At 67.5% G+C, this 13,628-nt stretch carries 13 protein-coding genes; 8 read left to right on the top strand and 5 right to left on the bottom strand.

Translation table 11 applies throughout. The features are described from left to right. Nucleotide 1 precedes the first annotated feature (1 nt). The 5 genes from METUNV2_RS0114725 to METUNV2_RS0114705 all read right to left on the bottom strand — a co-directional run bounded on the left by METUNV2_RS0114725 (nucleotide 2) and on the right by METUNV2_RS0114705 (nucleotide 7,789). Complete coding sequence (locus tag METUNV2_RS0114725) at nucleotides 2–1,738, bottom strand: GspE/PulE family protein (protein WP_442921802.1); 1,737 nt, start codon at nucleotides 1,736–1,738, stop codon at nucleotides 2–4. A gap of 4 nt (nucleotides 1,739–1,742) precedes the next feature. Then, nucleotides 1,743–3,011, bottom strand: coding sequence for a tetratricopeptide repeat protein (locus METUNV2_RS0114720; protein WP_018230234.1), 1,269 nt, complete (start codon nucleotides 3,009–3,011; stop codon nucleotides 1,743–1,745). Beyond that, nucleotides 3,008–4,786, bottom strand: coding sequence for a type II secretion system protein GspD (locus tag METUNV2_RS0114715; protein ID WP_018230233.1), 1,779 nt, complete (start codon nucleotides 4,784–4,786; stop codon nucleotides 3,008–3,010). Before METUNV2_RS0114715 ends, METUNV2_RS0114720 begins: the two co-directional genes overlap by 4 nt. A gap of 116 nt (nucleotides 4,787–4,902) precedes the next feature. Then, on the bottom strand, nucleotides 4,903–6,345 hold the full coding sequence (locus METUNV2_RS0114710) for an AAA family ATPase (RefSeq protein WP_018230232.1): 1,443 nt from the start codon (nucleotides 6,343–6,345) through the stop codon (nucleotides 4,903–4,905). A 1-nt stretch (nucleotide 6,346) separates the two neighbouring features. After that, entirely contained in the window at nucleotides 6,347–7,789 is a 1,443-nt protein-coding gene (locus tag METUNV2_RS0114705) for a sigma-54-dependent transcriptional regulator (protein ID WP_036271388.1), read from the bottom strand. A 107-nt stretch (nucleotides 7,790–7,896) separates the two neighbouring features. Here METUNV2_RS0114705 and METUNV2_RS0114700 point away from each other — a divergent pair, with 107 nt between their 5' ends. The 8 genes from METUNV2_RS0114700 to METUNV2_RS0114665 all read left to right on the top strand — a co-directional run bounded on the left by METUNV2_RS0114700 (nucleotide 7,897) and on the right by METUNV2_RS0114665 (nucleotide 13,627). After that, nucleotides 7,897–8,718 carry an ABC transporter ATP-binding protein gene (locus METUNV2_RS0114700; protein WP_018230230.1) on the top strand — a complete coding sequence of 274 codons (822 nt, stop codon included), beginning with the start codon at nucleotides 7,897–7,899 and terminating at the stop codon, nucleotides 8,716–8,718. After that, nucleotides 8,715–9,500, top strand: coding sequence for a lipid asymmetry maintenance ABC transporter permease subunit MlaE (gene mlaE / locus METUNV2_RS0114695; RefSeq protein WP_018230229.1), 786 nt, complete (start codon nucleotides 8,715–8,717; stop codon nucleotides 9,498–9,500). The genes METUNV2_RS0114700 and mlaE overlap by 4 nt, the downstream gene beginning before the upstream one ends. Next, complete coding sequence (gene mlaD / locus METUNV2_RS0114690) at nucleotides 9,497–9,973, top strand: outer membrane lipid asymmetry maintenance protein MlaD (protein WP_026188188.1); 477 nt, start codon at nucleotides 9,497–9,499, stop codon at nucleotides 9,971–9,973. Before mlaE ends, mlaD begins: the two co-directional genes overlap by 4 nt. Before the next feature lie 32 nt (nucleotides 9,974–10,005). Beyond that, the gene (locus tag METUNV2_RS0114685) at nucleotides 10,006–10,881 is read left to right on the top strand and encodes an MlaA family lipoprotein (RefSeq protein WP_018230228.1); all 876 of its coding nucleotides are present in this window, start codon (nucleotides 10,006–10,008) and stop codon (nucleotides 10,879–10,881) included. 86 nt (nucleotides 10,882–10,967) lie between these two features. Next, complete coding sequence (locus tag METUNV2_RS0114680) at nucleotides 10,968–11,609, top strand: MlaC/ttg2D family ABC transporter substrate-binding protein (protein ID WP_018230227.1); 642 nt, start codon at nucleotides 10,968–10,970, stop codon at nucleotides 11,607–11,609. Further along, nucleotides 11,606–11,905, top strand: coding sequence for an STAS domain-containing protein (locus METUNV2_RS0114675; RefSeq protein WP_018230226.1), 300 nt, complete (start codon nucleotides 11,606–11,608; stop codon nucleotides 11,903–11,905). Before METUNV2_RS0114680 ends, METUNV2_RS0114675 begins: the two co-directional genes overlap by 4 nt. A gap of 49 nt (nucleotides 11,906–11,954) precedes the next feature. Beyond that, complete coding sequence (locus METUNV2_RS0114670) at nucleotides 11,955–12,869, top strand: ABC transporter ATP-binding protein (RefSeq protein WP_036271212.1); 915 nt, start codon at nucleotides 11,955–11,957, stop codon at nucleotides 12,867–12,869. Continuing rightward, complete coding sequence (locus METUNV2_RS0114665; protein WP_018230224.1) at nucleotides 12,869–13,627, top strand: ABC transporter permease; 759 nt, start codon at nucleotides 12,869–12,871, stop codon at nucleotides 13,625–13,627. The genes METUNV2_RS0114670 and METUNV2_RS0114665 overlap by 1 nt, the downstream gene beginning before the upstream one ends. Nucleotide 13,628 lies beyond the last annotated feature (1 nt).

Here is a 13,628-nt window from a genome sequence, read left to right as displayed (position 1 = left end):
GCTATCTCGCGTACCAGTCGGGCCCGCCCTGGCTCATGCGCTCGGTCAGGTCGACCACGCGCGCCAGTTCCTCCAGCGAGGTCGCGCCCTCGAGCACGCGCCGCAGGCCGTCTTCGGCCAGCGTGCGGAAGCCTTTGGCGCGGGCGGCGTTGCGCAGTTCGCGCGCGGTGGCGCGGCGGGCCACCAGCTCGTCGAGGTCGGAATCCATGCGCAGCAGTTCCATCACCGCCAGCCGGCCACGGTAGCCGGTGAATTCGCAGGCCGGGCAGCCGACCGCGTCGTGGATGTCCGGCGGCGTGCCTTCGCGCACGCCCAGAAGATGCACTTCGTGCGGCTCGGCCGGCCGGGCGCGGCGGCAGTACACGCACAGCCGGCGCAGCAGGCGCTGGGCGATCACGCCGATGATGTTGCCGGCCATGATGTCCGGCAGGATGCCGATGTCCAGCAGACGCGGAATCGCGCCCAGCGCGGAATTGGTGTGCAGCGTCGAATACACCTGGTGGCCGGTCATCGCTGCACGGAAGGCCATTTCGGCCGTGTCGGCGTCGCGGATTTCGCCGACCAGGATGATGTCCGGATCCTGCCGCATCATCGAGCGCACGCCGTTGGCGAAATCGAGCTTGACCGACTCGGCGACCGAGGTCTGGCGGATCAGCGCCATCGGGTACTCGACCGGGTCCTCCAGCGTCATGATGTTCACGCCTTCGGTATTGATGTGGTTCAGCACCGAATACAGCGTGGTGGTCTTGCCGCTGCCGGTTGGGCCGGTGGCGAGGATGATGCCCTCCGGCCGCGCGATCATCAGTTTCAGCTGGTCGAGCTGCGACTCGGCCAGACCGAGCGCGTCCAGCGGCACGATGCCGCGCGCGCGGTCGAGAATGCGCAGCACGATGTTTTCGCCGTGCAGCGTGGGCTGCGACGACACCCGGAAATCGACCGGCCGGCCGCTGATGGTGAGCGAAATGCGGCCGTCCTGCGGCGCGCGCATTTCAGCGATGTTCATGCCCGCCATCACCTTGATGCGCACCGCCATCGCCGGCCAGTAGGAGCGGTGCAGCGAGCGGATTTGCCGCAGCAGGCCGTCGATGCGGTAGCGCACGCGCAGGAAGCCGGCTTCCGGCTCGAAGTGGATGTCGGACGCTTCGCGCTTGACCGCGTCGGTCAGCAGCGCGTCGATCAGCCGCACCACCGGCTGGCTGTATTCGTCGGCCGAGGCGGCCAGCGCACGGTAATCGACCTCGCCGGTTTCCAGTTCGGTCAGGATGCCTTCAATCGACAGCTCGTGCCCGTAGGCCTGGTCGATCGCGTGCGCCAGTTCGGTTTCGCCGGCCAGCACCGTGTCCAGCTCGATGCCTTCCGGCAGCAGTGCGCGCAACTGGTCGAGCGCGACGATGTCGTTCACGTCCGACACCGCCACCGTGAGGCGGCGGGCGCTGGCGGCGTAGTTCAGCGGCAGCAGGCGGTGGCGCTTGGCCAGCGCCTGCGGCACCAGACGCAGCGCGTCCGGGTCGATCAGCGCATGGGCCAGATCGACCGTGCGCTTGCCCAGCGTGACACCGAGCGCATCGCGCAGCGTGGCTTCGCTGACGAAGCCGAGCTGCACCAGCAGCCGGCCCATGGGCAGGTTCTGCCGCTGCTGTTCCTGCAGCGCGATGCGCAGCTGGTCCTCCGTCACCAGGCCCTGCGACAGCAGCAGCTGACCCAGCGGCTTGTGCGGCCGCGTGCCGGGGGCGTTCATCGTTTCACCGGCCATCCTGCGCCTGCAGTGCCTGGATGCGGCTGGCGACCGCGTCGGCGTCGAAACTGGCCGCGTGTCGTTCGCGCTGCGCCAGCGCTTCGCGGTAGTACTGAAGGGCCAGCCGAGGCTGGCGCAACTGATCGAGGCTGACCGCGAGGTTGTAGGCGTTGTCCGGCTGTTCAGGCGCCAGCGTGTAGGCGGTGAACCAGGCCTGCTGCGCCTCGCGCCAGCGGCCTTGCGAGGCGTACAGCGAGCCGAGCGCCAGCGCTGCCGCGGACGATTTCGGCTGGGCGGCGGCGATGTCGAGCAGCCGTGCTTCCTGCGTGGCCGGATCGCTGTGGTCGCTCAGCGCGACCCGGGCCGCGGTGTCCGACGGATCGACTTCGGCGATGCGGCGCATCAGCTGCCGTGCGCGTGCTTCGTCATTGTTGCGCTGGGCCAGTGCGGACAGACCGTGCAGCGCGTCCGGGTTGCGCGGGTCGGCCCGCAGTGCGCGCTCGTACGCCAGCCGGGCGCGGTCGAATTCGCCGGCCTGGAAGGCGGCGTAGCCGTCGGCCACGTCCTGCGGCACCACTGGCGCGTTGCGGGTGATGCGTATCGGCGCAGTTGCCGGTGCGCTGGGGGCCGGAGCCGGCGCCGCAGCGGGCGCGCTGAGCTGACCGGACAGGAAGCGCGAGGACTCGGCACTGGCCGGGGACGGGGCTGGCGGCGACGCCACCGGGGGCGGGACAACCGGCGCTTGGGCGGTCGAGACCGGGGCCGCTGTGGGAGCAGCCGCGGCGGGCGCGTCCGCGGGCTGCGGGTGCGGGGTGACGGTTGCGGGGGCTTCCGCGCCACCCGCGACCGGTGTCGCCGGCTGGGCCTGAGCGAGCGGTGGCTGATGAGCGGTCGGCACGGTCTGCGCCGATCCTTCCAGCGATCTGACCTGCCACACTACCCAGGCGCCGACCGCAAGCAGCAGCAGTGCGCCGCCGCCCAGCAGCCATACCAGCGAGGACGAGCGCGAAGGCTGAGGCTGCTTCGCCTCGAACAGCAGGCGGGCGGCTTCCGCGCCGGGTACCGCGGCGGGCGCCGGCGCGGGGGTTGGCTCCGGAACGTCCAGCCCGGCGAAACGGGCGGCTTGGGCGATTTCGTCGTCGATCAGTTCCAGCTCGTGGGCCGGCGTGATGCGCGGGGCCGGTGGTGGCTCCGGCGGGCGGACTTCGGCGCCGCCGTCCTCGTCGCGGCGCTTGGCCGCTTCGGCCTTCTTCAGCGCTTCCAGCAGCAGGCTCACCGCGCCGGCTCCTGAACGGGCCGGGCTGACGGCAACGTGTGGGGCGGGAAGGCCGGCGCCAGGAAGTCGCGGCCGGGCAGCGCGCCGGTGAGCGGCGCGTAGTCGCCGTCCAGACTGGCGTCGTTGATCACCACCGGGCGGATGAGCACCACCAGTTCGGTCTTGCGCGACGTTTCGTTGCGCGCCGACAGCAGCGGACCGAGGATGGGCAGGGCCGATACACCGGGCAGGCTGTCGCGGCGGTAGTTGATTTCGTCCTGCATCAGGCCGCCCAGCACCGCGGTTTCGCCGCTGGCCACGCGCATCACCGATTCCAGTTCGCGGGTCTGGATCACCGGCACCAGATTGGGTGCGCTGAGGTCGGGTGTCGGGTCCTGCGCGTCACCGACCTTGCGTGAAATGGTCGGCCGCACGTTGAGCAGCACGAAGCCGTCGCCGCTGATCTGCGGCGTCACCGCCATCACCAGACCGACCGACACCGAACGCGGCGTCGCGGTGAAGCTGCGCACCGCCTGCTGGTTGGTGTTGGCGACCACGTCCGACTTGATTTCGAAGTAGACGATGTTGTTGACCACCTTGAGCAGCGCGGTCTGGTTGTTCAGCACCGACAGCTTGGGGCTGGACAGCACTTTCACGTCGCCATAGGTTTCCAGCAGCTTGATGCTGTCGGTCAGCGTGCCGTTGCGGCCGAGGCCGATGGCGACCGGATTGTTGCTGGTGAAGTCGGTCGACGACGTGAGCAGCTGCATGTCGACGCCGCCGCGCCGGCCGCCCATCGAGAACGCGCGCCAGTCTATGCCTTGCTGATAGTTGTCGGTCAGCTGCACTTCGGCGATGGTCGCCTCGATCATGACCTGACGGCGTGCGATGCGGGTGACCTGGGTGATGAACTCCTGCACCTTCTCGTGCTGGCGCGAGGTGGCGCGCACATTGATCACGCCGGTTTCCGGATTCAGGATGACCGACGCGGCTTCGCGGAAGGTGGTGCGGCGCTCGGCAACCGGCGCCGGCTGCGCGCTGCCGCCAGCGGCCGGGGTGGCGGCTGGCGCGACGGCCGTGCCGCCATCGCCGTCGGCCGGCAGCAGCTTGTCGGTTTCACGCAGCAGGTCGCGCAGGTTGCGCTCCAGCGATTCCCAGAAACGGTTCTTCGCCACGTTGTCGATGCGCGTGCTGGAACTGTTGCCGGCGCCGCCACCGGTGGTGCTTACCGTGGCGCCGCCGGCCGAACTGCTGACCGCGGCCGAGGTGGTCGAGGCGATCTGGGTGTTGATCGACACCGCGCCGCTCACGTCGCGCGACATGTTCACGTAGTCCACCCGGTAGCTGCGCAGGAAGGGCGTGTCCGGCATCACCACCAGATTGGGACCGTCCAGCTCGAAGCGCATGTCCACCTGATTGGCGATGCGGGTCAGCAGCTGCGGCAGGGTCTGGTCGATGGCGTTCAGCGTGACCGCGCCCTCGATGCCCGGATGGATGTCCACATTCACCCGTGCGTCGCGCGCGAGAGCGAACAGCAGTTCGCGCACCGGCACCTGATTCACCACCACGCTGTAGGTTTCGGTCTTGTGCCGGGGCTGCGGCTGCGGCGGTGCGGCCGTCCGGGCAACTGGCGGCGGAATGTCACCGGCAGGTTGCGGCGCTGTTTTCCGGGCCAGCACGTGGCCTTCCGACATTGGCTGCGGTGCGTGCATGGCGCAGCCGCCGGCGACAGCCAGCAGGCCTGCGAGCAGCAGCGGACGCAGTGCGTGATGGCGTTCTTCTTGGGCGTGACGCATGGGTGCGGTCATGGGCGCGGGAACGTTCGGTATTCGGTGACGGATGGTACGCGCAATCCTCGGCGGATCAAGATCATGCTCTTCTGTTGATGCGTTTGGCATCAGAGGGGCGGGCGTCACGTCGACTCGCCGCGCAGGCTGCGTACCGAGCGGGCCATGGGCCGGCTGGCGGCAATCCAGTCCGGCAGCGCAGCGATCGCCTGCAGTGCGCTGCGCTGATCCGGGAAGTCGCCGTAGATCACCGCGATCTGGCTGCCGGCCGGAGTTTCGGTGCGGTAGGCGCGCAGCAGGGCCGGATCGACCGCGCGACTGGCGCGCCGCACGTAGTCGAGCACGTAAGGCCCTTTGCCGGCCGGTACCGACATGAGCTGTATGAACCAGCGCTCGGCCGGCGCCGAGGTGGTCCAGTCGCGGCTCCCGGCCAGCAGCGCTTCCAGCGGATCGCCGGCGGTGCCCGGCTGAGCGCCGCTGTTTGCGGCGGGCTCGGCCGACGGCGTGGCCACCGGTGCTGCAACCGGTTGAGCGGTAACGGCCGGGGCGGTGGCGGCCGGTACCGCGGGCTCCGCCTGCGGTGAAGCCGGTGCCGACGGCACAGCGGAGGGGGCCGTGCTGCCGGCTGCTGCCGTAACCGGAGTGATCTCCGGCAGCAGCCGTCCGATCGCGATGCCCAGGCCCAGCAGCGCGGCGGCCGCCAGCGCGAACAGTGCCGGCCGTACGAAGGCTGGTCTGCCGGCGGTGCGTACCGGCTCGGCCCGGGTGCGGGTGTCGGCGACCGCGCGTTCGGCATCGGCGTTGTTCACACCGTGGGCGCCGCGGGCGAAAGCGGCCAGAAGGGCCTTGTCCGCGAGCACGTTGATGCGTCGGGTGAGCCCGCCGGATTCGCGCGCGATGCGGGCGGTGGCAGCGTCGTCGAACACCGCCGGGCCGCGGTAGCCGGCCGCGCGCATCCGGAAATCGATGTAGGTGGCGACGTCGGCCGGCGACAGCGGATCCAGCCTGAAGTGCTGGGTGATGCGGTCCTTCAGCTGCCGCATGTCGGCGCGGTCGAGCAGATCGTCCAGTTCGGGCTGGCCGAACAGCGCGATCTTGACCAGCTTGTGCCGCTCGGATTCCAGATTGGACAGCAGGCGTATCTGTTCCAGCGTGTCGGCCGGCATCGCGTGCGCTTCATCGATCAGCAGCACGACCTGGCGGCCTACGCTGAACTCGGCCACCAGCGTGGCCTGCACTGCACGCAGCAGCCGGTGCGGGCTGCCATCGGCAAGATCGGTACAGCCCAGCTCGTCTGCCAGCACCGCCAGCAGTTCAGCGCGGTCCATCAGCGGGTCAGCCAGATAGATGGCGCGCAGACTGGCCGGCAGCCGGTTCATCAGCACCCGCGCCAGCATGGTCTTGCCGGTGCCGACCTCGCCACTCACCTTGACCAGGCCTTCTTCACGACCCAGCGCGTACACGAGTGCGTCGAGCAGCGCGCTGCGGTTGGCGCCGCCGAAGAAGAAGTCCGCGTGCGGGGTGATCAGGAAGGGCGGCTCGCGCAGGCCGAAGTGGTCGAGATACATGTCAATCGCCGGCGCTGTCGTCGCGTTCCTGCGCATCCATGCGGTGATACAGCGTGGTGCGCGCGATGCCGAGCAGGCGGGCGGCCGCACTCACGTTGCCGCGTGCCATGCGCATTGCCGCTTCTATATAGGCGGATTCCCACTCGTGCAGCCTGGCGTCGAGCCGGAAGCCGCCTGAGCGCAGATGACCGGTGGCGACCGCGACCAGATCGCCTTCGCCCGGCAGGGCGTGGGCCGCGGCCGTAACGCCTGCCGTGGGGTCGAATTCGGCCAGCAGGTCGGCCCGGTCGATTTCGCGGCCCGGGTGTTTGGTGGCGAGCCGGATGACGATGTTGCGCAGTTCGCGCACATTGCCCGGGAAACCGTAGGCCAGCCAGGCTTCGCGCGCGGTGGCGTCCAGCCCGAAAGGCGGGCGGCCCAGCTGGGCACAGAACTGGGCGCGGAAGTGTTCGAGCAGGCACAGCCTGTCGTCGCCCATGTCGCGCAGCGGCGGCAGCGTGATGGTGAATACGCTGAGCCGGTGGTAGAGGTCGGAGCGGAAGCGGCCGGCGCGCACTTCGGCACCGAGGTCGCGATTGGTGGCAGCGATGATGCGGGCGCTGGAACGCCGCAGCTGGGTTTCGCCCACCCGCTGGAACTCGCCGTTCTCCAGCACCCGCAGCAGCTTGGCCTGCAGGTCCAGCGGCAGTTCGCCGATCTCGTCCAGAAACAGCGTGCCCTGCGCGGCTTCCTCGAAATAGCCGGCACGCGCGCTCTGCGCACCGGTGAAGGCGCCGCGGGCGTGGCCGAACAGCGTGGGTTCGACCAGGCTGGGCGAGATTGCGGCGCAGTTCAGTGCGAGGAAAGGGTGGCTGCCACCGACCACCGCGTGCAGCCGGTTGGCTACGATGTCCTTGCCGGTGCCGGATTCGCCTTCGATCAGCACCGGATAGGGCAGGCCTGCGTACTGTTCGATCTGGGCGCGCAGCCGCACCATCTGTTCGCTGTCGCCGATCAGTGCCGGCAGCGCAGGTGCGGCGGCAGTGCGTGTCTGTGCGAGCTGGCGCAGCAGGCTGTTCAGCGCCTGCGGCCGGGCCGGCTTGGCGACGAATTCGGTGGCACCCAGCGCGCGGGCGTGGCGGGCGACCGTGTCCTCGCCCTGGCCGGACAGCACGACGATGCGGGTGTCTGGCGAATGCGCGAGCAGGTCGGCGATCAGCGCATAGCCTTCGTCCGGGCGGTGCGGGCTGGGCGGCAGGCCGAGGTCGATCAGCGCCAGTGCCGGCGGCGTGGCCTGTTCGCGCAACCAGGTGACCGCGGCCGGCCGCGAAGCGTGGCTCACCACGTCGAAATCCGCTTCGAGCAGAAAGGACAGCGAATCGGCGATCAGCGGATCGTCGTCGACGATGAGCAGACCGGGGCGGCTGGCGGCGCGCGCTGCGGAGGTTCGGGCGGTATTCGGCATGGGTGCGGGCATCATAGCTCAGCGCGCTATCGTGGATTCCGCCCGCCGGGCGCCGGAAGCGCATCTGCTACAATCCGCCGCCTTTATCACAAGACCGTTCAGCGCTCGTGTCCGCACCTCTTCCGGCCGAAGACATTCTGGTCGACGTGTCCAATGTCGACTTCGCGTACGACAAGCGGCCCATCCTGTCCGGCATCAATCTGCGCATTCCGCGCGGCAAGCTCGTGGCCATCATGGGCGGCAGCGGCTGTGGCAAAACCACGCTGCTGCGGCTGATAGGCGGCCAGCTGCGGCCCACCGGCGGTCAGATCCGCGTCGCCGAGCACGATCTTGCCTCGCTGTCGCGGCGGGACATGTACCGGTTGCGACGCCGCGTCGGCATGCTGTTTCAGTTCGGCGCGCTGTTCACCGATCTGAGCGTGTTCGACAACGTGGCTTTCCCGCTGCGCGAGCACACCGATCTGCCGGAAGACATGATCCGCGACCTGGTGCTGATGAAGCTGCACGCGGTCGGTCTGCGCGGCGCCCACAAGCTGATGCCGAACGAGCTGTCCGGCGGCATGGCGCGCCGGGTGGCACTGGCCCGTGCGGTGGCGCTGGACCCGATGCTCATCATGTACGACGAGCCTTTCGCCGGTCTGGATCCGATTTCGCTGGCGGTGGTCGGTCAGCTCATCCGCAGGCTCAACGACGCGCTGGGCGCCAGTTCCATCATGGTGACCCACGACGTGCACGAGTCGCTGGAAATCGTCGATTACATCTACTTCCTGTCGGGCGGCAAGGTGGTGGCCCAGGGCACGCCGGACGAAATCCGCGCCTCGACCGACCCCTTCGTGAAGCAGTTCGTCAATGCCGAAACCGATGGGCCGCTGCCCTTCCATTTCCCGTCCGACGACTACCGGAAAACCCTGATGGAGGCCCGTCCGTGACCCGTCTGCTGCGCGCCATGGGGGCTCGCACGGTCGATGGCATCTGGCGCCTCGGCTTCGCGACCCGCTTCTTCCTGGCCATCCTGGCCCGTTCCGGCACCTCGTTCGCCCGCTTCCAGCTCACCATCCGGGAAATATTCTCGACCGGCGTGCTGTCGCTCATCATCATCCTGGTGTCCGGCTTCTTCGTCGGTCTTGTGCTGGGCCTGCAGGGGTACGAAACGCTGCAGCGCTACGGCTCCAGCGAAGCGCTGGGCATTCTGGTGGCGCTGTCGCTGGTGCGCGAACTGGGCCCGGTGGTGGCCGGCCTGCTGTTCGCCAGCCGCGCTGGCTCCGCACTGACCGCCGAAATCGGCCTGATGAAGACGACCGAACAGCTCAAGGCCATGGACATGATGGCGGTCGATCCGATCGCCCGCGTGGTGGCGCCGCGCTTCTGGGGCGGCGTGATCTCGATGCCGCTGCTGGCCGCGCTGTTCTCGACCATGGGCGTGTTCGGCGCCTGGTTCATCGGCGTTGTGTTCATCGGCGTGGACGACGGTGCCTTCTGGTCGCAGATGCAGGCGTCGGTCGATTTCCGCTACGACATCGTGAATGGCGTGATCAAGAGCGTGGTGTTCGGCTTTGCCGTCGCGCTGATCGCGGTGTTCGAAGGCTATGACTCGGCGCCCACCGCCGAAGGCGTGTCGCGGGCCATCACCCGCACCGTCGTCAATTCCGCGCTGGCCATTCTGGCGCTGGATTTCGTGCTTACCTCCTTCATGTTCAGGGGCAATGGATGAACCGTACCGTTCTCGACCTTTGGGTCGGTGTTTTCGTCGCAGTCGGCGTCGCGGCAGTGTTGTTTCTGGCACTAAAGGTGGGCAACCTCGCGTCCGCTAACATCGGGGAGACATACAGGCTCCAGGCCAACTTTGATAACATCGGCGGCCTGAAACCGCGTGCACCCGTCAAAAGTTCGGGTGTAGTCGTCGGACGGGTGACGGAAATCACCTTTGACCCGAATCTGTATGTCGCTGTGGTCAAAATGGACGTGGACAAGCGCTACAGTTTCCCGCGCGACACCTTCGCCACCATTCTGACCTCGGGCCTGCTGGGTGAGCAGTACATCGGTTTCGAAGTCGGTGGTGACACCGAAATGCTGAAGCCGGATGCCACCATCACCAAGACTCAGTCAGCGGTGGTGCTGGAGAAGCTGATCAGCCAGTTCATGTTCAACAAGGCTGCCGAGAGCCCGAAAGCTCCCGAGCAGTGATGAATAGAGTGCGTAGCCGGAAAGCCCGACAGATGACCAAGACCAACAAGCAGTCGAACCTGAATCTCCGTGCGGTGCTCGCCGCGACCGCCGCCGCGACCGTGCTCGCCGGCTGTGCGACCTCGGGCAATCCCAAGGATCCGATCGAAGGCTATAACCGCGCCATGTTCTCGTTCAACGAGACGGTGGACAAGGCGGTCATCAAGCCGGTGGCCCAGGGCTACAACTATGTGACGCCGCAGCCGGTGCAGACCGGCGTGTCGAATTTCTTCGGCAACCTGGCGGACATCTGGACCAGCGTGAACAACCTGCTGCAGGGCAAGCCGGGCGACGCGCTGTCGGACGCTGGCCGCGTGCTGGTCAATTCGACTGTCGGCATCCTCGGCATTTTCGACGTGGCAACGCCGATGGGTCTGGAAAAGCATGAAGAGGACTTCGGCCAGACTCTGGGTCGCTGGGGTGTGGGCGATGGCGCTTACGTGGTGCTGCCCATTCTCGGTCCGCGCACGGTGCGTGATACCGTGGGTTTCGCTGCGGATTTCTACGTGGATCCGGTGCGTGACCACGACAACATCGGCCGTCGCAACGCTGCGATCGCATTGCGTGCGATCGACACCCGCGCCGATCTGCTGAAGGCGGAAGATGCGCTGGAAGCGGCTGCGCTCGACAAGTACGCCTATGTGCGCGACGCCTATCTGCAGCACCGTCGCAGCGCGATTTATGATGGCAATCCGCCCCGTCAGGCGGACGACGCCGCACTGCCGTCGCTGCCGGCTGACAGCCTGACCAGCACCGAACCGGTCGAATCGACCTGGAACCTGCTGCTTGTCGGCCAGTCGGACATGTTGGACGTTAAGGCTCTGGAAACGCCCGAGCCGGCTGACGCTGCGGCCCCTGCCGCAGAGTGATCGATTCCCGCCCGGACGTGTCCGGGCGCAGCGGTCGCCACGGCCTGTCGCGTCCCGACAGGCCTCTTTCTTTTCTGGGAGTTCATATGTTCAAGCGCTGTGTCCAGTTTCTGATGATCGCCTTCACGGCGAGCGCCTTCGCCCAGGCGACGGCGGTCAAAGCGCCGGACGTGCTGGTCAAGGACGTGACCGAAGAGGTGCTCACCACGTTGCGCACCGACCCGGCGATCAAGTCCGGCGACGTGGTCAAGACCGCCGAACTGGTGGAAAGCCGCGTGCTGCCGCACTTCAACTTCACCCGCATGACCGCTCTGGCACTCGGCAAGGAGTGGCGCGCCACCACGCCGGAACAGAAGAAGCTGCTGACCGACGAGTTCCGCACCCTGCTGGTGCGCACTTATTCGAATGCGCTGACCAGCTACAAGAGCCAGACCATCGACTACAAGCCGTTCAAGATGGGCGCTGCCGATACCGATGTGACCGTGCGCACCCAGATCAATCAGCCCAACGGCCGTCCGATTCCGCTCGATTACGCGCTGGAGAAGCAGGAAAACGGCTGGAAGGTGTACGACGTGATGGTGGCCGGCGTCAGCCTGGTGACCAATTACCGTGAAACCTTCGCGGCGGAAATCCGCTCTGGCGGTGTCGATGGTCTGGTCAAGGCCCTGCGCGCCAAGAACGCCTCCACCGCACCCGTGCCGGCGCCGTCTGCCGCGGCTGCCAAATGATTGCGCTGGATGGCGACGTCCTGCGGGTGAGCGGTGCCATGCGCCTGCCCGAAGCCGGCGTGCTGCGCGATGCCGGTCTGGCACTGCTGAAGTCCGCGCGTTCCATCGACCTGTCCGGCGTGGATGACGTCGATTCGTCGGCCATCGGTGTGCTGCTGGCCTGGGAGCGCGCGAGCATCGGCCCCGGTGGCCCGCTGCCGGTGACCGGCGCCCCGGCCGGCCTCACCAGCCTGGCTCACCTGTACGAGGTGTCGTCCTTCTGCGGTCTCGACGCCGAAGCGCCCACCGCATCCTGATGCATGACCGCAGCGACCCGGCTTGCCGGGCGCTGCCGAAGTTTTTCCGATGGCTGATTCCTCCCCTGCCTTGATGATCGAAGGCGTCTGCAAGCGATTCGGTTCGCTGCAGGCGCTGGACCACGTGTCGCTGCAGGTCGCGCAGGGCGAGTTCTTCGGTCTGCTGGGCCCGAACGGCGCCGGCAAGACCACGCTGATTTCGGCCATGGCCGGTCTCAGTCGGCCGGATGCCGGCACCGTCCGCGTGATGGGGCACGACACAGTGGCTGATTACCGCGCCGCCCGCCGCAATCTGGGCGTGGTGCCGCAGGAACTGGTATTTGACCCCTTCTTCACGGTGCGGGAAACGCTGCGCATCCAGGCCGGCTATTACGGACTGCGTGGCAACGATGACTGGATAGACGAAATCCTCGCCCGCCTCGACCTGACCGCCAAGGCCGACAGCAATATGCGCGCACTGTCTGGCGGCATGAAGCGCCGGGTGCTGGTGGCGCAGGCGCTGGTCCACCGGCCGCCGGTCATCGTGCTGGACGAGCCGACCGCCGGCGTCGACGTCGAACTGCGCCAGGGGTTGTGGGCTTTCGTGCGTGACCTGAACCGGCAGGGGCACACTATCGTGCTGACGACCCACTATCTGGAAGAGGCGGAAAGCCTGTGCGGCCGCATCGCCATGCTCAAGCAGGGGCGAGTGATCGCGCTCGAACCTACCGCCGACCTGCTGGCGCGGCGTGTGCAGCAGACGCTGCGATTGCGTCTTGGTGCGGGTGCGGCGCTGCCGGCTGAACTGCGCGCGCGGGCGCGGGCCACGCCGGACGGCCGCATCGCCCTCACGGTGGACAGCGCCGACGAGGTGGCCGCCTGTCTGGCCCGGCTGCACGCCGAGGGTGTGCTGTTCGACGACATCGAACTGGCCAAGCCGGCGCTCGAGGACGTGTTCATCGCCATGATGCAGGAGGCGTCCTGATGAGTCCGGCGCTGCGCACCCTGCTGTACAAGGAATTGCTGCGTTTCTGGAAAGTGGGTTTCCAGACCGTGGCGGCACCGGTGCTGACCGCGCTGCTCTACCTGATGGTGTTCTCGCACGTGCTGGACCGTACGGTCGAGGTCTATGGCGGAGTGAGCTACACCGCCTTCCTGGTGCCCGGTCTGGTCATGATGAGCCTGCTGCAGAACGCCTTTGCCAACAGTTCGTCTTCGCTCATCCAGTCCAAGGTGACCGGCAACATCGTGTTCGTGCTGCTGCCGCCGATTTCCTACCGCGAGTTCTTTGCCGCCTACGTGCTGGCCGCGGTCATCCGCGGGCTGGTGGTGGGCGCCGGCGTCTGGGCAGTCACGCTGTTCTTCGTCGACCTGCCTTACGCGCATCCGGGCTGGATCCTGCTGTTTGCGGTGCTGGGTGGCGCGCTGCTGGCCAGCCTGGGCATCATCGCCGGCATCTGGGCGGACAAGTTCGACCAGTTGGCGGCTTTCCAGAATTTCATCGTGATGCCGCTCACCTTCCTGTCCGGCGTGTTCTACTCCATTCACACGCTGCCGGATTTCTGGCTGGCGGTGTCTCACCTGAATCCTTTCTTTTACATGATCGACGGCTTCCGCTATGGCTTCTTCGGCCAGTCGGACGTGTCGCCGTGGGTCAGCGCCCTGGTCGCGGGCGGCAGTTTTGCGGTGCTTGCGGGCATCACGCTGAACATGCTGTCGCGCGGCTACAAACTGAGAAGTTGAA

The organism is Methyloversatilis universalis EHg5, from assembly GCF_000378945.1.
Classification (GTDB): Bacteria; Pseudomonadota; Gammaproteobacteria; order Burkholderiales; family Rhodocyclaceae; genus Methyloversatilis; species Methyloversatilis universalis_A.
This window is presented reverse-complemented; position numbering and strand designations above follow the sequence as displayed.